The sequence below is a fragment of the Entomomonas sp. E7T21 genome, from assembly GCF_058693955.1.
On record NZ_CP191672.1, the window covers coordinates 3,103,874 to 3,124,392 of the forward strand.

The 20,519-nt window shown below is 34.2% G+C and carries 17 protein-coding genes; 8 read left to right on the plus strand and 9 right to left on the minus strand.

Annotated features, from left to right (window positions below; genetic code table 11):
- Positions 1-129: 129 nt before the first annotated feature.
- The 5 genes from ACQVD9_RS14815 to ACQVD9_RS14835 form a co-directional block, all read right to left on the minus strand.
- A complete protein-coding gene (locus tag ACQVD9_RS14815; RefSeq protein WP_264746695.1) occupies positions 130-2,733 on the minus strand; it encodes an RHS repeat-associated core domain-containing protein in 2,604 nt (867 codons plus the stop codon).
- Between the two features lie 118 nt (positions 2,734-2,851).
- Positions 2,852-5,062 carry a LamG-like jellyroll fold domain-containing protein gene (locus ACQVD9_RS14820; protein ID WP_264746696.1) on the minus strand — a complete coding sequence of 737 codons (2,211 nt, stop codon included), beginning with the start codon at positions 5,060-5,062 and terminating at the stop codon, positions 2,852-2,854.
- A 132-nt stretch (positions 5,063-5,194) separates the two neighbouring features.
- Positions 5,195-5,527, minus strand: a complete 333-nt coding sequence (locus ACQVD9_RS14825; RefSeq protein ID WP_264746697.1) for a phage holin, lambda family — start codon at positions 5,525-5,527, stop codon at positions 5,195-5,197.
- A gap of 46 nt (positions 5,528-5,573) precedes the next feature.
- On the minus strand, positions 5,574-6,158 hold the full coding sequence (locus ACQVD9_RS14830) for a hypothetical protein (RefSeq protein WP_264746698.1): 585 nt from the start codon (positions 6,156-6,158) through the stop codon (positions 5,574-5,576).
- An 81-nt stretch (positions 6,159-6,239) separates the two neighbouring features.
- Positions 6,240-7,040, minus strand: a complete 801-nt coding sequence (locus ACQVD9_RS14835; protein ID WP_264746699.1) for a hypothetical protein — start codon at positions 7,038-7,040, stop codon at positions 6,240-6,242.
- Between the two features lie 91 nt (positions 7,041-7,131).
- On the opposite strand from ACQVD9_RS14835, the gene glsA reads away from it, so the two are divergent.
- Complete coding sequence (gene glsA / locus ACQVD9_RS14840) at positions 7,132-8,166, plus strand: glutaminase A (RefSeq protein ID WP_264746700.1); 1,035 nt, start codon at positions 7,132-7,134, stop codon at positions 8,164-8,166.
- 57 nt (positions 8,167-8,223) lie between these two features.
- On the opposite strand, the gene ACQVD9_RS14845 is transcribed toward glsA, so the two are convergent.
- The 3 genes from ACQVD9_RS14845 to ACQVD9_RS14855 form a co-directional block, all read right to left on the minus strand.
- Positions 8,224-9,159 carry a phosphatidate cytidylyltransferase gene (locus ACQVD9_RS14845; protein WP_264746701.1) on the minus strand — a complete coding sequence of 312 codons (936 nt, stop codon included), beginning with the start codon at positions 9,157-9,159 and terminating at the stop codon, positions 8,224-8,226.
- Positions 9,160-9,163: 4 nt separating this feature from the next.
- Positions 9,164-9,778: a lysophospholipid acyltransferase family protein gene (locus ACQVD9_RS14850; protein ID WP_264746702.1), complete on the minus strand. Its 615-nt coding sequence runs from the start codon at positions 9,776-9,778 to the stop codon at positions 9,164-9,166.
- Between the two features lie 269 nt (positions 9,779-10,047).
- On the minus strand, positions 10,048-10,659 hold the full coding sequence (locus ACQVD9_RS14855; protein WP_264746703.1) for a CDP-alcohol phosphatidyltransferase family protein: 612 nt from the start codon (positions 10,657-10,659) through the stop codon (positions 10,048-10,050).
- A 358-nt stretch (positions 10,660-11,017) separates the two neighbouring features.
- Between ACQVD9_RS14855 and ACQVD9_RS14860 the strand changes: the two genes are divergently transcribed.
- Positions 11,018-12,424 (plus strand): sodium:solute symporter family protein, encoded by a 1,407-nt coding sequence (locus ACQVD9_RS14860; protein WP_264746704.1) that lies wholly within the window; start codon positions 11,018-11,020, stop codon positions 12,422-12,424.
- Positions 12,425-12,465: 41 nt separating this feature from the next.
- On the opposite strand, the gene ACQVD9_RS14865 is transcribed toward ACQVD9_RS14860, so the two are convergent.
- Positions 12,466-13,368 (minus strand): LysR family transcriptional regulator, encoded by a 903-nt coding sequence (locus ACQVD9_RS14865; RefSeq protein WP_264747807.1) that lies wholly within the window; start codon positions 13,366-13,368, stop codon positions 12,466-12,468.
- Between the two features lie 142 nt (positions 13,369-13,510).
- On the opposite strand from ACQVD9_RS14865, the gene speB reads away from it, so the two are divergent.
- The 6 genes from speB (at position 13,511) to rlmM (ending at position 20,519) form a co-directional block, all read left to right on the plus strand.
- Positions 13,511-14,461 carry an agmatinase gene (speB, locus tag ACQVD9_RS14870; protein WP_264746705.1) on the plus strand — a complete coding sequence of 317 codons (951 nt, stop codon included), beginning with the start codon at positions 13,511-13,513 and terminating at the stop codon, positions 14,459-14,461.
- A 166-nt stretch (positions 14,462-14,627) separates the two neighbouring features.
- On the plus strand, positions 14,628-15,068 hold the full coding sequence (locus ACQVD9_RS14875) for a surface-adhesin E family protein (protein WP_264746706.1): 441 nt from the start codon (positions 14,628-14,630) through the stop codon (positions 15,066-15,068).
- Between the two features lie 263 nt (positions 15,069-15,331).
- Positions 15,332-17,650, plus strand: a complete 2,319-nt coding sequence (locus ACQVD9_RS14880) for a DUF3141 domain-containing protein (RefSeq protein WP_264746707.1) — start codon at positions 15,332-15,334, stop codon at positions 17,648-17,650.
- A gap of 67 nt (positions 17,651-17,717) precedes the next feature.
- Positions 17,718-18,356, plus strand: a complete 639-nt coding sequence (locus tag ACQVD9_RS14885) for a glutathione S-transferase family protein (RefSeq protein WP_264746708.1) — start codon at positions 17,718-17,720, stop codon at positions 18,354-18,356.
- Positions 18,357-18,477: 121 nt separating this feature from the next.
- Positions 18,478-19,374, plus strand: a complete 897-nt coding sequence (locus ACQVD9_RS14890) for an NAD(P)-dependent oxidoreductase (protein ID WP_264746709.1) — start codon at positions 18,478-18,480, stop codon at positions 19,372-19,374.
- Positions 19,375-19,466: 92 nt separating this feature from the next.
- Positions 19,467-20,519, plus strand: a complete 1,053-nt coding sequence (gene rlmM / locus ACQVD9_RS14895; protein ID WP_264747808.1) for a 23S rRNA (cytidine(2498)-2'-O)-methyltransferase RlmM — start codon at positions 19,467-19,469, stop codon at positions 20,517-20,519.

The following is a 20,519-nucleotide window of genomic DNA, read 5'->3' on the forward strand; positions in this document are numbered from 1 at the left end:
AGGTTAAATTGTTTACTTTAAAACTTGCCCTTTATTTTTTCACTATTTGAAAACCTTTTACAATTTTAATCCCACTATATACCAATAATAATTATAATATCCCGCAATTATGAAACTTTTTTCTATTATTTATGAAGCTAGTAAACATCTTTCATTACCTTGCTGAGATAATTTCCAGATGTCTTTAATATTACTGTTCAAAAACTCTTCAGGAAATTTTCCTCGAATACTTCCTTTGCATTTTTCTTGTATCCATTTTGAAGCATTAGACTCCATTTTTTTTATAAACTCATTTACGATTCTTGCATTCTTTGGATCCAAAGAATCTAGTAAGTTTTTTAACCCTTTCACATCACCTCTAGCCATATAAGCTTTTATTTTGGCATGTTGTGTCGAATCACCTGGCAAAGGAATAGCTAACCCATAAGGGTCATTATATGATATTGGATTCCCTTCAACATAAAGAAAAGTATTCCACCCCCCCTCAAGCCCTATAGGATCACTCTGACTATATCTACCCAAATCAGGAATATAGGTTCTAAAATAGTTATAGTGGAAACCTGTTTCTGAGTCAAAATACTGACCAGCAAAACGCAATGGAATAGTGGTATTGACTCCTGTACCTAACGGGTCTTCATTTGCCATTGTAGTACCATAAGCATCACTTTGCCAACTCCAAACTTTTTGTCCATTTTGGTTAGTTGCCCATCTTGGGGTATCTAAATGGTCACTATGAATATAGTAGACTGTTTGCGCACTTGCTACACCATTCGTAAAAGGAACTTCTATTTGGGCAATTGGCATTGTATCTAACCATGCCCAGTAGATTTCTTTTACTTTTTCCTTGTTGGCATTATATTGTGTTTCACTAATTAGCTGACCAATATCGTTATACATAAATGTACTAATACTGCCATCTTCCTTAACTTTAATAGTACGCTCACCATAAGCATTATGAATATAACGAGCTAACGTCGTTTGTACATTATTTTCTGTTTTTATCACTTTTGAAAAACGATTGCTTTCATCATACTCATAGGTTTTTGTGTTGTCTTTAAAGGATGTTATATTATTTATAATGTCTTTCTTATAGTAAGTACCATTGATACCAGAAAGGACATTTCCTCCAGCATAAGTTGCTTGTTGTAGACCTTGATCACTCTGACGTGTAGTTCGATTACCCACAATGTCGTAACTATAGGTGATAGTTGACTCTCCTTGCTCTTTGGTAAGTCGATTGAATTCATTATATTCATAATTGGTAGTACCAAATTGGCTATCGACTATTTGGGTTATATTGCCATTAACATCATATTGATAATTAGTAGTAACTGTACCTATGGTTTGTTGGGTGAGTTGACCATCTAAGTCATAACTACGGCTTAGCATTAAACCATTTTCCCATGTTAATCCAGTAATACCTTGTTGGAAAGGTTGGTAGGTAATGTGGTTAACTAAGGTAAGTGTTCTACCATTTTGAACCAATGTAATGGCAGTAATTTGCCCTCCTATATTTCTCGTATATCTTAGGGTAGCTAGACCATAATCTGTTGTTAATACACGACCTGCTTTATCATAAGTGTAGTTAATAACTTGTTGATCGCCTAATAACTCGCCATCTAGTTTTAATTGCCTTTTTTCCTGAGCAACTAATCCTAAATTATTGTAGTTATATTCTGTAGTACCACTACTATCATTAATCGAGGTTAAATAACCTATATTATAAAAACCTGTCACAGGTTGATCATAAATATATTCTATATTTAATTCAGGCTTATTAGGATAAACTTGGTTGATTAAGCGATTAAGTCCATCATAACTATATTGAGTAATATGACCTCTAGCATTAGTTTCTTTTACTAAGTTACCTGCTTTATCGTATCTATTTGTTGTGGTACCAGTTGCACTACTTTGTTCTTCAACCACCTGATTAAGGTCACTGTAAGCAAACCAAGTACTACTATTCCCAAAATCTTTTTCTATAGTCACATTACCATGTACATCACGATCATGATAATTATAGTATTTACCATAATAATCTCGAGTTAAATAGTTATCTGCATTATAACTGTGGGTAATTTGAGTACCTTTTGGATCTGTTTCTGATAAAGGTTTGCTATGAGTACCATAAGAGTATTGATAGGCTTGATTAGTTGATCCTACTAAAGCTAATACACGCCCTAACTCATCAAATTGACGTTTTAATTGATAGGTAATAGTGGTACCTTTTTTAACTATTTCTTCGGTACGATTACCCATTGCGTCATAAGTATAATTAATACTGTCATTAAGATTATTTTTAATGGAAGTTAATCGCTTAGCCTCATCCCACGTATAGCTTAGTACACTATTATCAGGAAAGGTTACTTTCGTTATTTGACCTATTTCATCATAGGTAAAACGTGTTGTTGATTCAGCCGTTGTAATACTGGCTAGCCATCCTTGCGTTGTATAGGTTAGTGTACTAATAATAGCATTTTCGTCGGTTATCGTTTGAGGATTTCCATAGTTATCAAAATTACTATAAGTAACAGTATGACCTAATGGGTTTACAATACTTGTTAATTGTCCATCATTGTTATAGTTATAATGTGTAATATCTTCCACATCATAGCGTGATCCATCAATACTCGTTATTTGCCCCATATTATTATAGGTATACTTTATTGTTTGCTCTGCATGAATTGTAGATACTGCTAATGCAAGCAGCATCGGTATCACTTGTTTTTTCATTGTAGTTCCTTTGACTATTTAAAAGACAAAAGCACCCCTTAGTGCATAATTTTTATATCATGCTCTTGATACTTTTTGTCTTATTTAAAAAATTAAAATTTAGTTATTAAATTAATGTTTACTCCGTAGGACTACCATTAAAAAGGTAGGGCTCGTGACTTGGAGTAAAGTTTTTTGTATATAAGGCTTTTTTAGTAACACGTAATTGATCAATCTTACCTTTGTAATTATATTGATATTCTCGCTCACTAGCACTTGCTCCAATAGCAACAATTACTTTTTCATCTAATAGATAATTATTTTTATCTGTTTGATAATTTAATAATTGACCATCAATAAATATTCTTAAAACTCCATTTTCTCTACTATAGGCAATATGGTGCCATTGATTATCCAATATTTTTTTACTGGCTCTAAAATAAACCATTTCATTAGTACCATGATTGTAACCTTGCCAATAGACATATCCTTGAGTAGTGATATAAGTTGAAAATGAGGATCCATTTCCTTGCCTAAAAGTACCATCTAATAAAGTAGCAGAATAATCCGTTTTAGCCTCTGGTTTTACCCACATTTCAATAGTAAAATCCTCTCGACCAAAGTCAAACACGCCATTATTATTGGTTGTTAGGTAAGCATTTCCATCAAGGTATAGGGTATTATTTGCAATAGCTTCGTCATCTTGTACTATTTGTGGATTATTTACTGGCGTCCATATATTACCTGCTGCATCAGAAAAATTATCAAACTGCAATAATGCAACATCATAGCCTTGTCCTATATGACTGAAATCTTTAAAGCCATCAGTAAATTCAACTAATCTTCCATCTTCATCATATTGGTAGGCTTGTTTTTGTCCATTGTGATTAACTTCTACAGGTAATGGTAATATATCATGCCACTTCGTATAAACGGTATAATTCAAACCTGAACCGACAAGTTTACGCTCTGTTTCAAAGCCACGATCATTATATTTATAAGATGTAGTAGCACCATTTTCATCAGTTTTACTGGTTAATAATCCTTGATAGTCATAATAATACGCTGAATTACTTGCAACACAAGAATTCATAGCAATCCCTTCCACCTTTGTTATTTTTCTCTTATTTAAAAAATTGCCAAAGTGATAGATAGTTTGCTTACCTAAAGGGTTAGTTACTTGAGTACGATTACTATCTAAAAATTCCAATTGATATTTATTAGCACCTCCTATATTTTCACTGCTAATAGCTTGCCCTTTATCATTATACATCCATGTAACATAACGTATATTACGCTCATCAGTAATACCTGTTAAAGCATTAGGAAATTGTGTATTTTCATAGTGATACTTCTTGGTTTTAGCATTCTTTACTCTAGAAACTAAACGATTTTGAGTATCATAACTAAAAGTTACTGATAAACCTACATTACTTGCCACTTTGGTAATTAAACCTTTAGTGTTATAGGTTAAAGTCAGTGTTCTAGCAGTATTGTCTTCTAATAAAGTTATCAACTGACCTATCGTATTATAAGTAAAGTTGATAGTTGGATAACCATTCTTACTATAGTTAATCAATTGCCCTTGATTATTGTAAATTTCAACATTGCCATTTGCTGTTATTACTTTCCAACCATTGTTATTAGGTAGAGAAGTTAAACTTAAATTAGTACCAACCGTTCCTTCCCATGCGCCATTTTCTTTAGGTGTAAAGATATAGCCTGAACCATCATCTCTATAAAGCTTAACTTGATTTTTATAGGTTAGCTTCTGAATATACATACGCCAATTAAACTGCCAACCTAAACCTACATTACTAACATTTCTTCTACTACTCCAATAGTTTCTTTTGAAAGATAATGCTGAACCATTAATACTTAAATCTTCCTCAAACTCTACTTTTTGCCCAGTTGCTATTAGTATAGGGTTACCTACAAACTCACACATATCGGGCTCAGGATTACAATGCCCTGTATTATCATTTCTTCCATTTGGACAGTCATCTGATTGTGGTTCACCTGCAACTCCAGGAGCAGGCACTTGCTTATCTGTATTCTCACAACTACCTAGATCACTATTATATTGTGTTCCTGTTGGACAACTATCTCCCCAACGAACAAAACATGGTCCCTTACTAGAACCATAACAAACACCCCAACAACCATACCAACCACCAGGGCCAGTTATTGGATAACTGGGCGTTCCTCCAGCATCTGCACAAAGCTCATCTGGTGAGCTATAATTTGGACCTGAATTAAGCCAGCTCCACGAATAACTTGTTGCACTAATATTGATATTAACGAACATCAACATTACTAGTAATGAAAATAAATATCTTTTAATTTTCATATAATTTATTCCTACTAAATAATTAAATTTTCTTTTAGTTAAAAACTATTTTTATTTAAAAAATTTCTAACAACCATAAAAAAACGCCTAATAGGCGTCTATCATCAATAAGTAAGCCTCAAAATAATTACACTATTTATCTTTCTCCTCCTTATCCATTTTTCGATTAATAATCTTTAAAAGTTTATCTCTCAATGTTGTTACACCTACAAATCCTATAGCGCCACCAATAGTCACAGTTGCACTTGTAGGAAGGCTTAACATTTCCACAATACTACTAACACAAAGTGCTAATGAGCCACAAAGTAAGGCTTCTAATATTACGCTGATCATTTTTGTTTCTTGATCATCATAAAGTACTCTTAAAGCTGCAATAATTGTGGCAAGAATTGAGCCTTGCCATATAGGACTTGTAGTAATTGAAATATATAAATTTTGCCAAAAACTTGGGTCTTTATCAGGCATTTTTTACTCCATAAATAATTAGATAATGATATTTTTTAGAAAGAACTTAATTTGTTTCTTTAAACTGTTTTATTAAGCTGCTAATTGGTATGAGTGCTTGTTTATCTAACTCATTACAGATAAAAAGCATGTTGTTATAAAGTGGTTGCCAAACTTTTTTCCAGTCTGAATATTGCAATTCAACTTGGTAATTATCTTTGATAAATTTAATAATTTTTTGTGGTTTTTTTAAATAATCCTTTTTATTAACCACTAAAGTTTGGTAACTTTTCAAAGCAGCTCTTACTAACCAATAAGCTTTTTGTTGATTTTCTTTATTAAGATGGCTTTGAGCAATTTGTTTAGCCAAAATACTCCACACTAACTCATGCGCCACATCTAAATCATATGCAGTTGCTATTGGTGAATAGAGGTAATGACCAAAACACTGTAAAGGAATTGGTAATACATCTATGCAATGCTGTACCTTACCTGCCAACCATTGATGAATTATTTGATAAGTATTATGATGTTTTAAAGGCCGCTCTACTACAATCCCTAATTGTAATGAATCTAAACCAAATGATGTTGTGGATTTTATATTGGGATAATAAGCATCATGCCATGCTTGTCTGCTGTTAATTAATCTCATCTTCTTTACTCATAACTACGCTAATGATAGAAGATTACAGAGATTTCCTATGAAAGTATTTTTGCCATAGCAAGAATAAATTTATTGATATTCTGTAGTAAATAATTTTCTAGCTGGCTGCTTTAATTTTTGGTATTTACTGTAAGCTTTGGCTACATTTTCATGAATCTGTTGCTTTGATAGATTATTAACATAGCCATCCACTAAAGCATAAACTACATATCCTTCAGGCGCCATATAGTGTGTAGTTAGAATTACTGGAGATATGCCTGTTTCCTCAAGAGGCTTAGAAAAATATTGTTGGCTTTTGCAGGCAAACACAGCCGCTGTTCTATCACTTTGCAGTTTTCTTTGTTGTTGTGATATAACAGGAGAACTGGGTGGATAAAATATACTAGATAATGACCAATCCATTAAACCATTATGTCCTACATAAATAACTAGATTTGCTTTACCTCCAACCACTATTTTTTTATTATTTATAGTTATAGTCAAGTCGTTCAAACCAGCACTGTAATTTAAAAAATCCTGTATAGTATTTCTAATATATTGGCCATCATACGCATCTGCTACTAAATAAATATCTTTTTGCTTATTTTTATAAATTAATCGCTCCAAAATAATTGATTGATTATTTTTCTCACTACTAATCAATTGCCAATCTTTTTGTTTATTAAAATAAGTTTTCAGACCAAAACCCGCTCCCCAATAAAGATTATTACGAGGATCTTGTCCATTGCCAATAGCAGTAGGAACAGGGACAATACCTTGATATTTATTATCACATAATGCAACTAAAACATGAATAACTTTAGTTTCTGCATAAGTATTTGTTACACTAATACAACTGAATACTAGAAATGCGATAAAGTGTTTTAACATATAAGACTCTTTAAGTTTTGTAAAACTTCATTGATTGTATTGTACCCAAACAAAAACACTAAAATCACCTTATTTAATATAGAGAATTTTTATGTCTATCAAATTTTTTAAAGGAATATGCTACACCCTTCTAATCACTAGTAATCTAGCTATTACATCTATTGGCTATGCACGCGTTTCGGAAACTTCTATCCATACAGCAGCACAAATTGCTTATAGTCGTGCTCAGCAAAATAATGAAGGTAAAAATGCTGACTATATTCCAGCTTTAGCTAAAGTTGATCCAAAATTATTAGGTGTTAGTATAGTAACTGCCGATGGTACTGCTATTAATATAGGAGATTATAAAACACCTTTTGCCATTGAATCTATTTCAAAAGTTTTTACACTTGCCTTAGCTATGAAAGATCATAATGCTAAAGAAGTGTTTGATAAAATTGGTACCAATCCAACAGGATTACCTTTTAACTCTGTACTAGCTATTGAGCAAAACCAAACAGGTAAAGCAGCTATGAATCCTTTAGTCAATGCAGGAGCTATAGCTACTACTAGTTTAGTGAAAGGAAATAATGCTGAAGAAAAATATAAACGTATTGTTGATATTATGTCCGATTTCGCAGGCCATAGACTATCTTTAAATAAAGAGGTTTATGAATCAGAAGCTGCTACTAATCAACACAACCAAGCTATCGCAGTATTACTTCAATCATATGACAGACTCTATGATGATCCTTTCACCACCACAGATGTTTATACAAAAGCGTGTTCAATTAATATAACAGCTCGTGATCTTGCAGTAATGGGTTCTGTGTTAGCCAATAATGGTATAAACCCTATTACTAAAAAACGTTTATTAACTGAAGAAGAAGTAGCTCATATTTTAGCTATTATGACAATGAATGGATTATATGAGACCAGTGGTGATTGGTTATATTGGACAGGATTACCAGGTAAAAGTGGTGTTGGAGGTGGCATATTAGCTATTGCTCCTGGCAGAATGGCAATTGCTGTATTTTCTCCCCCTTTAGATGAAGCAGGTAATAGTGTACGCGGCCAACAAATTGTAAGAGATATAACCAGATCCCTAAATCTCAATATGTTTAATCAAGCTCCACCACAATACTAAAAACTAACAAAAAAGGCTGTAATGATACAGCCTTTTCTATATTTATATTAAAACTACTTATCCCCACCAATAACGAACCACATGGAAAAAAATAGGTGCTGCAAAACAAACAGAGTCTAACCTATCTAACATGCCTCCATGCCCTTCAATCATATGCCCCCAGTCTTTAATACCTTGGTCTCGTTTAATAGAAGACATCACTAATCCTCCCATAAAGCCAAGTAAAGTAATCATTAACGAAATCATCCCAGCCTGCAAGAAACTAAAGGGGGTAATCCACCATAAGCATGCACCGATCAAAGAAGCCGAAACAATTCCACCTAAAAATCCTTCTACCGTTTTAGAGGGTGATAAAGTAGGTGCTATTTTTCGTTTACCAAATAACTTACCAAATACATATTGCAATACATCAGATATTTGAACCACTATTACTAAGAAAGCGATTAATAATAAGTTACGGTTTTCATAGCCTTGAATATCTAAAGTTAATAAAGCAGGTACACAAGATATACAGTACACTGTAATCATTAGTCCCCACTGCACCTTTGCTGTTCTTTCTAAAAAGTTTTTAGTACTACCCTTAATAGAAGCCAATACAGGTAATAATAAAAACACATACACAGGAATAAAAATACTGAACATACCGTACCAGTTTATAGCAACAAAAATATACTGCACTGGTAAGGCAATATAAAATGCAAACAGCAAGGCATAATAATCATCAGAAGTGGTAGGTGTTATGGTAATAAACTCTCTTAAAGCAAAGCCAGATATTAAAAAGAATAAAATAATAACTGCTGTATTCCCCAACCAAAAAGTACAACCTATTACTAAAACCATTACCCACCAAGCATTAATACGGGCATTAAGGTTTTCAATAACAGGGTTATTACCTTTCACTAGCTTTAAAGCAAAACCAACCACAGAGGCAAAAACTAAAATACCACCAATTCCACAAAATAAGAGTAAAGTATCTTTATCATAACTAATCATCTATTTACTCTCCTTTACCCAAAGAAATTAATGTTGCTCTTGCTCTCTCTAAAAATTCCTGACGTGTTTCATTTTCTTCAACTTGAATAGGTTCACCAATAGTTAATGAACAAAGTACTGGTAACGGTATTAAATGACCTTTTGGCATTACTCTTTTTAAATTATCTAGCCAAACAGGTACTATTTCTACATCAGGATAAGCTACTGCTAAATTATAAACTCCGCTTTTAAAAGGCAATAACTCCTCTTCTTTATTACGTGTTCCTTCTGGAAAAAGAATAAGTGAATCGCCTTCTGCTAAAGCTTTTAGCATGGGTTCTAATGGATTGCTGTCTTCTTTACGAATACGGTCTACTAACACCCCTCTGAACATTTTATGAATCATAAAACGGTGTAGTTTAGTTTTTGACCAATAATCAGCTGCTGCTACAGGTCTTGTTTTATTGCGTAATTTTGGGGGAAGTGCAGCCCAAATTAATACAAAATCAGCATGACTTGTATGATTAGCATAATAAATGCGTTGCTTTGGCTCAGGATTACACCCTTTCCAGACACAACGAGCCCCTGTTAAGGCTTTTGCAAACCCTATTAGTAATTTGGAACACACCTTTGCCAACATACCCGAAACACCTCTGAATAATTACTTTAAGGCTGTTAATAACCTACTTCACATTACTATATAATTAAAATTAGTCTACTTTCCATTCAAGTTATTAATTATAACCCTTTCATTGACATCATCATTAGAAAAATAACTGGCATTAAACAACGAATAGCTTGCTACCTTTTACTAATTAAAATTACTAGTGCAGTATCTTTAGAAGCATTTACTATGGCTGACCAAGGACAATAAAAGAATTCCAAAGTATCATGGCTAGTAAATTTTTTTTAATTGTTAGAAACCTCATTTAATCCTTGTCTAATACGATTTACCAACGTATAAACTAATAATCCTGCAATAATCCATAGCAATGGATTAATCCATGTTAATGGTAACCAACCGATAGCAATGCCTGCACTAATGACACCAAAAGCCAATGCCCGATCACTTTTTCCCATAGGTCCATCATAACGACGTGAGGCGCCAATTAAAGGCCCCATCACTCCAGCATATTCCGTTAACAAGGAAAGAATAACAACCAATACAACTAACATAGGGTTAACACCACTAACAAAAACAAATACTAAAAATAAAGCACTATCTGCAATCACATCCGTTAATTCATTAAAATAAGCACCTAAGTTAGATTTTTGCCCGAACTCTCTGGCTAACATACCATCAATAGCGTTAAGTGCCATCCGCACAAACATCCAAAGAGGAATTAACCAAAACACCCATAAATGAGAACTCGCTAATACAACTAGTAATGCAACCAATAATGAGCCTATACAAGCAGCAATAGTCACCTGATTAGCTGTCACCTTTGCATCAAATAATTTTTGTACTAACGGTCTGAGTAATGCTTGAAACTTAGGTTTAAGCTGATAGACAGATATCATGCTTTTACATCCTTATTTATATTAAAAATTAACAATTATTTTAACTAACACAATAACTCAAATTTTTATTGTCGACTACTTACATTATTTAAAACTTAATAAATACTTCATATTTTTTTGTAGTAAGTATTTACTTATTATTATTTTTCATTAAGTAACAGATAGGTAAACTCAAATATACCTATAAAAATAAGGTATTACTTTTATATTCTGCCTAATATTTCTCAAAGAAAGGTTATAATTAATTACTGAGATGATTATAAAAACTCCATTAATTTAATAATGAATAGTTAACAACTATAATAATCTCTAATTAGCAACCTCTTTGACATAATAATTAACTTATAAGAGGCTTTTCATGGTTGTAGATTTTATTATTGTTGTAATTTATGCGCTGTGCATGTTATTCCTAGGTTACATTGGCCTCAAACACACCAAAAATAATGAAGAGTTTTTAGTGGCTGGTCGTAATTTAGGGCCTAGTTTTTACATGGGAACTATGGCAGCTACTGTCTTAGGAGGAGCCTCCACAGTAGGTACTGTTAAACTTGGCTATACTTATGGAATATCTGGTGTCTGGCTTTGTACAGCACTAGGCATTGGTATTATAGTGATTAACGTCCTATTAGCTAAGCCCCTTCTAAAACTACGTATTTTTACTGTTACTCAAGTATTAGAAAAACGTTATAACCCTGTTGTTAGAAAAATTAGCGCCATCATTATGCTTGCCTATGCACTTATGTTAGCAGTAACTTCTGTTATCGCTATGTGCAAAATTCTAGAACCACTATTTGGTTTAAACCACTGGATGGCTGTTTTAATTGGCGGAGGTGTTGTAGTTACTTATTCAGCTATTGGTGGCATGTGGTCACTGACACTAACAGATATTGTACAATTCTTAATTAAAACTATTGGCTTAATGTTTATTTTACTACCTATTTGTCTTTACCAAGCGGGTGGGTGGTCGGCATTAGCTGAAAAGTTACCAGCAAGTAGTTTTGATTTTACAACCATTGGTATATCAACCATTATCACCTACTTCCTGATCTATTTCTTTGGTATCTTAATTGGTCAAGATATTTGGCAACGTGTTTTTACTGCTCGCAGTATAAAAGTAGCTAAATATGCAGGAACCGCTGCGGGTATTTACTGTGTTATCTATGGCTTGATCTGTGCAGTTATTGGTATGTGTGCAAGAATTATTGTTCCTGATCTAGCTGATGCCAATAATGCTTTTGGTTATGTGTTAGAGTCTGCACTGCCTATGGGCATTCGTGGTCTTATTATTGCAGCCACTTTAGCCGCTATGATGTCTACGGCTAGCGCTGCTTTACTTGCCTCATCTACGGTATTCACAGAAGACTTACTACCCAGTTTAACTCACCATAAAACTAGCGTTACATTAAATCGCATTGCTACTTTTATATTTGGTGTTTTAATTCTAGGTATATCTATGGTTGTAAATGATGTAATTAGTGCATTGACCCTAGCCTATAATCTACTGGTAGGTGGCATGTTAATCCCATTAATCGGTGCTGTTTATTGGAAACGAGCATCAACATTTGGTGCAATGTTAAGTATGGCTCTTGGCTTTATTACTGTTATTATCTTTATCATTAAAGATGGTCTAGATGCCAATAGCCCCATTTACTATAGCTTAACTATTGGCCTACTAAGTTTCATCATTGGCAGTTATATGACTAAAACAAGTACTGTTGCTCTTTTTCAACAAGAACAAATGAACACAAAAAAAGACATTATTTAATTTTAATATAGAAAAGGCATAGAGCGCTCTATGCCTTTTTATTAAACTTCTAAAGATGCTCCATAATGTTCAGCCAATAACTTACGGAAAGCGCGTATAACCGGCTCATGCAAACCACTACGTTTAACAACTAATGAAAATGGCGCTTTATATCCATAAGATTCTGGATCTAACATTCTAAGCCTTTTATTATCTACCCATGACTGTGCATAATGCTCTGGTAAATAACCAATATAAGCACCTGACAAAATAAGTATTAATTGAGGCTCCATACTATCAATTGTTGCAGCACTGCTTTTAAAACCCTGCCTAGCTAACTCAGCATCACTCCAATAGCTTCTATTTACTACACGCTGATTAGCAATAGTTTCTTTTGATATCTCTTCTTGTACATATAATGGATGCAAATCACTACAATAAAGACGCTGTTGCTCTTCATATAGCGGCTGAAACCATAGACCATTCATTTTATTTGGGAAAGCGCCTATCCCCACATCTAACTGTCCTTCTAAAATAGCCATTTGCATTTCATAAGGACGCTGTATTTGTAAGGTAAGATGCACATTAGCATATTCTTTATTAAATGCTGCAATTATATCTGGTAGTGGGAATTGTGCATTAGTTACCATAGCATCCAACAAACCAATCCTAAGGCTACCTATTAATTCCCCTTTTAAATTTGATAAGTAATTCCCTAAACTATCTACTTCTCCCAATAAATGCAGCGCTTTTTGATAGAATAAAGCACCTTTACTGGTTAATCTAAAACCACCACGGCCACGATGGCACAACAGCATACCTAGTTCTGTTTCTAACTGTGTCATATAATTACTAATCGCTGAAGTAGACAAGTTAAGCTCTTGTTGGGCTGGTGCAAACCCTTGACAACGCACAACAGTTACAAATATATTCAATAACTTCAAACTAGGTACTTTCATAACAATCACTCTTATATTCGTTTTAATAAAACTATAATACAATAAACTTCATAAATTACTGAACTATTTATTTACTAAACACCATTTTTTATATTATAAAAATTACCCACAATATAACAAATATAAAAATAACGGATGAGGTTAATAGATGAACAAAACATTACATCAACCCTTAGGTGGTAATGAAATGCCACGTTTTGGTGGTATTGCAACAATGATGCGTCTTCCCCATATTACAGATTTAAAGGGCTTAGACGTTGGTTTTATTGGCATACCTTTAGATATAGGTACATCATTACGCAGTGGCACAAGATTTGGGCCTAGAGAGATCCGTTGCCAGTCAGTTATGATTCGCCCTTACAATATGGCAACTGGCGCTGCTCCTTTTGACTCACTATCAATAGCTGATATTGGTGATGTAGCCATTAATACATTTAACCTACTTGATGCTGTTAAAATTATTGAAGAACATTACGACAATGTTCTAAAACATAATATTATTCCCCTAACATTAGGTGGCGATCATACACTCACACTACCTATTCTGAGGGCAATGCATAAAAAACATGGCAAAGTTGGTTTAATCCATGTCGATGCTCACGCAGATGTTAATGACAACATGTTTGGTGAAAAAATAGCTCATGGCACTACTTTCCGACGCGCTCAAGAAGAAGGCTTATTAGATAGTAAACGTGTTGTACAAATAGGCTTACGGGCTCAAGGCTATGAAGCAGATGATTTTGACTGGAGTCGTAAACAAGGATTCAGAGTTGTACAAGCAGAAGAATGTTGGCACAAATCGTTAGCACCATTAATGGCAGAAGTGAGAGAACAAGTACAAGGAGGACCTGTTTATTTATCATTTGATATTGATGGCATAGATCCAGCTTGGGCTCCCGGCACTGGAACGCCAGAAGTAGGAGGCTTAACCACTATTCAAGCACTAGAAATTATTCGTGGTTGCAAAGGACTTGATTTAATCGGTGGAGACTTAGTAGAAGTATCCCCTCCTTATGACACAACAGGTAATACTGCCCTACTAGGTGCTAATTTACTCTATGAAATGCTTTGTGTACTACCAGGTGTAAAAACCAAATAGTAAAGAATAAAAAGGCTTATTCAAAATAAGCCTTTTTATTATCTATAATCCCATATTTTTCTAGTAAAATCGTCAATTGTGCTGTTAGTCACGTTTTCTACTGTTAAAAACAGTTAACTTATAATAAAGTAATCACCTAAATAAAATATCAGGAAAATACTATTTTATGAATAAGGTACTTATTACACTACTAATGATCACAGCTTCATCATTAGCACTTGCAGAAAATGAGAACTGGATAGAAACACAAAAAGAATCTCATATCTTTATCAACAAAGACAGCATTACCACTGATAAAGAAAATCCTAATCTTAAAACAGTTACGATATCCGTTAATATTCCATCCATGCAGGATAGAAAAGCTAACCCTACAAAAACCAAACTAACTAATCCTTATCCATTATCTTACCTCACAAAATTCACTATCAATTGCCAAGATAAAACCGCAAAGATGGGCGAACAATACTTACACGAGAATTTTTTTGGTCAGGGAAAAGTGCTAGAACAAGCAAATGCTGATCCTCAAGCAGAATTTATTCCATTAGAAGGTCCAGATGCAAAACTGATATGGGAAGTGACTTGTACGCCAGCACAACCTGCCATCTAACCTTTACTAGCTTTAAGGGGCTCAAAGGCCCCTTTATATATCTTTGCTTAATATCATCTAGCAACTGATTTACTCACAAATAGTTATAATTATTTAATTGATAATAAAAACAATAAACATCACTATGAAAGAAATTGTGATGATCATAATTATCAACTGTTATTTAAAAAGTAACTTTTTAATACTTTTTGTAGTCCATATATACAATAAATCTTTGCGACAATCACTCTTACTAACAAATTCAAAGAGCATGGAGTTAAATAATGAAAAACGATATGCGTACAAAACCTTTTACTATTTCCCAAGTAGCTGCTGGCAAAATTACTACCTTACTGCAAAAACGCATTACAGACGCGGAACAAGCTTTTTCTAGTAGCGTACAATCAACCTATGAAAGAAATATACAACCTGTTATCAATACCAGTCTTTTTTATCAACCAATGCAACTTTGCCAAGCATGGCAAAACTATGTTATTGATTCTACAGAACGTAGTATTTTATTTTGGGACACATTAAGACAACGTGGTGACGATTACTTAAAATTAAAAGATGAAGGAAACCCTCCACTACTCCACTTTGATTATGAAATACTACTTGATGCTCGTAAATTTGCTAAACCTGTTAACTATGCACTAGCACGTATTCTTCCACCGACAGGCGTAACTATAGATAATAAAAAACGGCCTTATGTCATTATTGATCCACGTGCAGGTCAAGTACCAGGTATAGGTGGTTTTAAAGATGACTCTCAAGTAGGTGTTGCACTAAGAGCTGGACACCCTGTTTATTTTGTACTTTTCTTCCCTACTCCAGAACCTAACCAAACAATTTTGGATGTTACTGATGTAGAAGATATTTTTGTCAAAAAAGTGTGTGAACTTCACCCAGAAAGTTCAAAACCTATCATTATTGGTAACTGCCAAGGTGGCTGGGCAGTGATGATGCTTGCCGCAGCTAATCCTAAAGATGTAGGAGTATTATTGCTTAGTGGTTCACCTCTATCCTATTGGGGAGGTGCTTGGACTAGTGGTAAAGGCAACAACCCTATGCGTTATGCAGGTGGACTAATGGGTGGTAGCTGGATGTCCTCCTTAGCATCTGATCTTGGCAATGGTCATTTTGATGGTGCTTATCTTGTTCAAAACTTTGAAAATCTAAATCCTGCTAATACACTTTGGACTAAATACCGTGCGGTATACAATAAAATTGATACTGAGCCACCACGCTTTTTAGATTTTGAAAAATGGTGGGGATCACTATCCCTCATGAATGGCAAAGAGATGGATTGGATTGTTCAAAATTTATTTGTTGGTAATGAATTATGGACAGGAAAGATTCGAGCTAACGATGGTAGGCCATTAGATATTCGTAATGTACATTGCCCTATCGTTATCTTTGCATCTCTAGGTGACAACATTACTCCACCACAACAAGCTTTCAATTGGATAGCTGATATTTACTCATCAACTGATGAAATTAAAGCACGAGGTCAAGTCATTGTCGGTTTACTCCATGAAAGTATCGGCCATTTAGGTGTTTTTGTTTCTGGTAAAGTAGCTCGTAAAGAATATAAAGAACTCGTTCCTGTTCTTGATAACATTGAAGCACTAAACCCTGGTTTATATGGTATGAAAATTACTGAAAAACCAATTAAAAAAGGCCAAGATCCTGAATATGATGTATCCTTTGTAGAGTATCGCTTAGAAGATCTAGCTAAACAACTTAATAAATATGAACGTGCTGATGAACAACCCTTTAAAGCGGTTGAAGTTATTTCAGAATTCAATCAAAAAGCTTATGAACTATTCGCACAACCAATTATTCAAGCTTATGCAAGTGAGAATACAGCAGAATTAATTCGTGAAATGCATCCATCACGGGTAGAAAAATGGGCGGTTTCCAGTGGCTTTAATCCATTTATGAATATGCTGCAACCTATTGCAGCTAAAGTAAGAGCTAATAGACAACCCACAGATCGTTCTGATAATCCTTTTGCTATATTAGAAGAAGCTGTATCAGAAACAATTGAAACTAACTTAAATCTTTATCGAGATATTCGCGATACCATCACAGAGTCTTTATTCTTTTCAATATACACCTCACCTTTCGGTATATATTTGATTCAAAAAGATACTGAAAGTATCGAGCCTAAAGAACCTCAAAAGATTAAAAACCCTACCAAACAACCTGTTGTACAACAAGCACTATTGGACATCAATAAAGGTGGTCTAATCGCCGCAGTAGTAAGAACCATACTTCTTTTAGAAAAAGATGGTGAACATATTACCCTTGACTGTTTAGAAACTAAAAAAGAAAGTGTACAAAAATATCTACACCTGCTTGGTCCATTTGAAATAGATGATGTTCGCCAAATTAGAGGTAGAGAAGAATTACTCTGTTATTACTACCCAGAAAAATCATTACAAACCTTACCTAAACTACTTAGTAAACCGAAAGACAAAGAAACTTATGTAAAATTCTTTAGCCTGCTTGCAGAAGATGCAAAAGCTACTGTCAAAGGTAAACTATGTGCTCAGCAACAGCGCTTAGTAGAAAAAATCAAACATATTATTAATGTCTAATTGTTTAGACTTCTTGCTATATAACCAATATAGCAAGAAATCAATTATTAACAAGAGAGAAATATAAATGCTAACACCACATATCTTAGGCCCTGAATTTAGTAGCTTCTTACGTGCTGTTCGATTATATTGTGAGGAGTTAGGTATTAACTACACTTATGGCCTAGAAGTTAATAGAAAACATATTACTTTAGGCAGCGAAGAATTAAAACAATATCATCCTTTTAAAAAAGTACCTGTGCTGATCTACAATAATACAGCTATTTTTGAGACAACTACTATTTGTCGTTTCCTTGATATTATTTCTGCACCAAATAATTTAACCCCTAAAGATCCTTTAACAATAGCCCTAGTAGATGAGTGGGCTGGTGCCTTAAGCCTATATGTTGACAATATTCTCATTCGTCAGTACGTTCTAGAGTTTGCTTTTCCTAAGGGGCCAAATAAGAGTATTCGAGAGGAAATAATTAAAGAAATAACACCCAAAGTAATAGAAACTCTAATATTTTTAGATAAACACCTAGCCGACAAGCCATTTTTCTGTGGTATTTCCTACAGCATGGCGGATGCTATCCTTACTCCCATACTTGACTATGTAATACAAACCCCTAAAGCTACTGAACTATTTAATAATACAACAAATCTTATACCCTATTTAACAAGGATGAAAGAAAGGCCATCAGGCAAAACAGTTTTAAAAAAATAACTTTATTACTATAAAATAAAGTAAATTTTATTTTTACTATCGCCATTAACAAAATCTAATGTAACATGTCATAATGTTTATATTATTTTATTAATGGCTGCTAACAGATTAAACAGTTACTATGCGGATGCGATTACTTTTATTAGGTGGTGGTAATTTACTAGGACAATCTCTAATAGAACAGGGAGCGTTAGAAGGTGTTGAATTTCATACCCCTAAACCACCTAAAGAAGGCTGGAACCCAGATAACTTAGCTATACTTCTACAAGAAGTGCAACCTAATTGTATCATTAATTTAGCCTATTATTTTGATTGGTTCCAAACAAGAGAAGTAGATACAGCAAAACTTAGCTCACAAATAAACATCATAGAACATCTTGCTAAACTGTGTCATCAACAGTCTATTATTCTATTTCAACCTTCAAGTTACCGTGTTTTTGGTGGTACTCGTATTACAGCCTACAACGAAGAAGATGAACCACTACCTATTTCAGTATTAGGGCAAGCACTGTGGCAAATGGAACAAATAGTTGCAGAAGAATGCCCTAAACACGTACTTGTTCGTTTTGGTTGGCTACTAGATTATAGTGCTGATGGTAAAGTGGGAAGACTAATAAAACGTGCAGAAACACTTCCAGAAGTACAACTAGCAGATGATCGACGAGGTAATCCAACCCCTGTTGATGATGCCGCTCGTGTTATTTTAGGCATTTTACAACAGCTTGATTGTAAATTTGAACTGTGGGGGACTTATCATTATGGTGGAATGGAAGCAACCTCATCACTAGCTTGGGGACAAGTTGCCTTAGCTGAAGCACGCAACTATGATAAAAACCTAACAGAAAACATCATAGCTAAACCGCACACAGACTTTAATGATGCCACCGTAGAACCCCAATACTCAGTTCTTGCTTGTAAAAAAATTCTTCATACCTTTGGTATTAAACAACGTGCTTGGCGTGCTGCTATTCCTGAGCTATTTAAACTATTCTATAACCACTCACAAACAGATAAATAACAGTATAAGTTAACTGTAAACTATGTTATTGCAAGTTCTTAGTAAAAAACTGCTAAAATATAAAACGACATCATAAAAGAGTTTAAACAGTGATCAATACCCTTTTATTACATTGCCGTGCAGGCTTTGAAAGTGAAGTTTGTGCAGAAATTACCGATAAAGCCAATACTCTTGGAATTATTGGCTATGCCCGAGGCAAAACCAATAATGCTTATGCAGAATTTATCTGCCAAGACCCAGCCCAAGCAACACAACTTATCAACAAACTACCATTTAATGATCTTATTTTTCCTAGACAATGGTCCATTGGGCAATACATAGAACTTCCAGAAAGTGATCGAATTAGTACACTACTCAATACCTTAGAAAACTATCCAACATTTGGTAGTGTCTGGTTGGAAATGCTTGATACTAACGAAGGAAAAGCATTATCTAACTTCTGTCGTAAATTTGAAAAACCACTTATTAATCACCTAAAAAAATCAGGTAAATTAGAGGACGATCCCAATAAGCCTAGACTACTGCTTACCTTTTTTACAGGACAAAAAGTCTTTGTAGGATATGCCCTTCCTAATAACAGTGCCAAATGGCCTATGGGTATCCCTCGTTTAAAATTTCCACGTGAAGCACCAAGTCGATCCACATTAAAACTAGAAGAGGCTTGGCATCAATTTATTCCAAGCAAAGAATGGGATAGCAGATTAGCCCCTGCCATGAAAGCTGTAGATCTAGGAGCAGCACCAGGTGGTTGGACATGGCAACTGATAAAAAGACACATGTATGTAGCAGCCATTGATAACGGCCCAATGCAACAACAACTGATGGAAACAGGCCAAGTAGAACATATTCGTGCAGATGGCTTTACTTACCAACCACGCAAACCCGTAAACTGGATGGTTTGTGATATTGTTGAAAAACCAGCGCGCACAGCCGCAATGGTACAAACATGGTTAACTGAAGGTTGGTGCAAAGAAGCCATTGTTAATTTTAAATTGCCCATGAAGCAACGTTATCAAGAAGTCGTTAAACTAATTGAAAAAATGTATGATCATTTTATTAACCATCAAATAAAAGTTAAAATTACCTGCAAACAACTTTATCATGATAGAGAAGAAATCACCTGCCATTTACAACGACTCAATTAG

What these genes read in the sequence shown, in the direction of transcription:
- ACQVD9_RS14815 (WP_264746695.1), bottom strand. Translation starts at nt 2,733, where the DNA reads ATGAAAAAACAAGTGATACCGATGCTGCTTGCATTAGCAGTATCTACA.
- ACQVD9_RS14820 (WP_264746696.1), bottom strand. Translation starts at nt 5,062, where the DNA reads ATGAAAATTAAAAGATATTTATTTTCATTACTAGTAATGTTGATGTTC.
- ACQVD9_RS14825 (WP_264746697.1), bottom strand. Translation starts at nt 5,527, where the DNA reads ATGCCTGATAAAGACCCAAGTTTTTGGCAAAATTTATATATTTCAATT.
- ACQVD9_RS14830 (WP_264746698.1), bottom strand. Translation starts at nt 6,158, where the DNA reads ATGAGATTAATTAACAGCAGACAAGCATGGCATGATGCTTATTATCCC.
- ACQVD9_RS14835 (WP_264746699.1), bottom strand. Translation starts at nt 7,040, where the DNA reads ATGTTAAAACACTTTATCGCATTTCTAGTATTCAGTTGTATTAGTGTA.
- glsA (WP_264746700.1), top strand. Translation starts at nt 7,132, where the DNA reads ATGTCTATCAAATTTTTTAAAGGAATATGCTACACCCTTCTAATCACT.
- ACQVD9_RS14845 (WP_264746701.1), bottom strand. Translation starts at nt 9,159, where the DNA reads ATGATTAGTTATGATAAAGATACTTTACTCTTATTTTGTGGAATTGGT.
- ACQVD9_RS14850 (WP_264746702.1), bottom strand. Translation starts at nt 9,778, where the DNA reads ATGTTGGCAAAGGTGTGTTCCAAATTACTAATAGGGTTTGCAAAAGCC.
- ACQVD9_RS14855 (WP_264746703.1), bottom strand. Translation starts at nt 10,659, where the DNA reads ATGATATCTGTCTATCAGCTTAAACCTAAGTTTCAAGCATTACTCAGA.
- ACQVD9_RS14860 (WP_264746704.1), top strand. Translation starts at nt 11,018, where the DNA reads ATGGTTGTAGATTTTATTATTGTTGTAATTTATGCGCTGTGCATGTTA.
- speB (WP_264746705.1), top strand. Translation starts at nt 13,511, where the DNA reads ATGAACAAAACATTACATCAACCCTTAGGTGGTAATGAAATGCCACGT.
- ACQVD9_RS14875 (WP_264746706.1), top strand. Translation starts at nt 14,628, where the DNA reads ATGAATAAGGTACTTATTACACTACTAATGATCACAGCTTCATCATTA.
- ACQVD9_RS14880 (WP_264746707.1), top strand. Translation starts at nt 15,332, where the DNA reads ATGAAAAACGATATGCGTACAAAACCTTTTACTATTTCCCAAGTAGCT.
- ACQVD9_RS14885 (WP_264746708.1), top strand. Translation starts at nt 17,718, where the DNA reads ATGCTAACACCACATATCTTAGGCCCTGAATTTAGTAGCTTCTTACGT.
- ACQVD9_RS14890 (WP_264746709.1), top strand. Translation starts at nt 18,478, where the DNA reads ATGCGGATGCGATTACTTTTATTAGGTGGTGGTAATTTACTAGGACAA.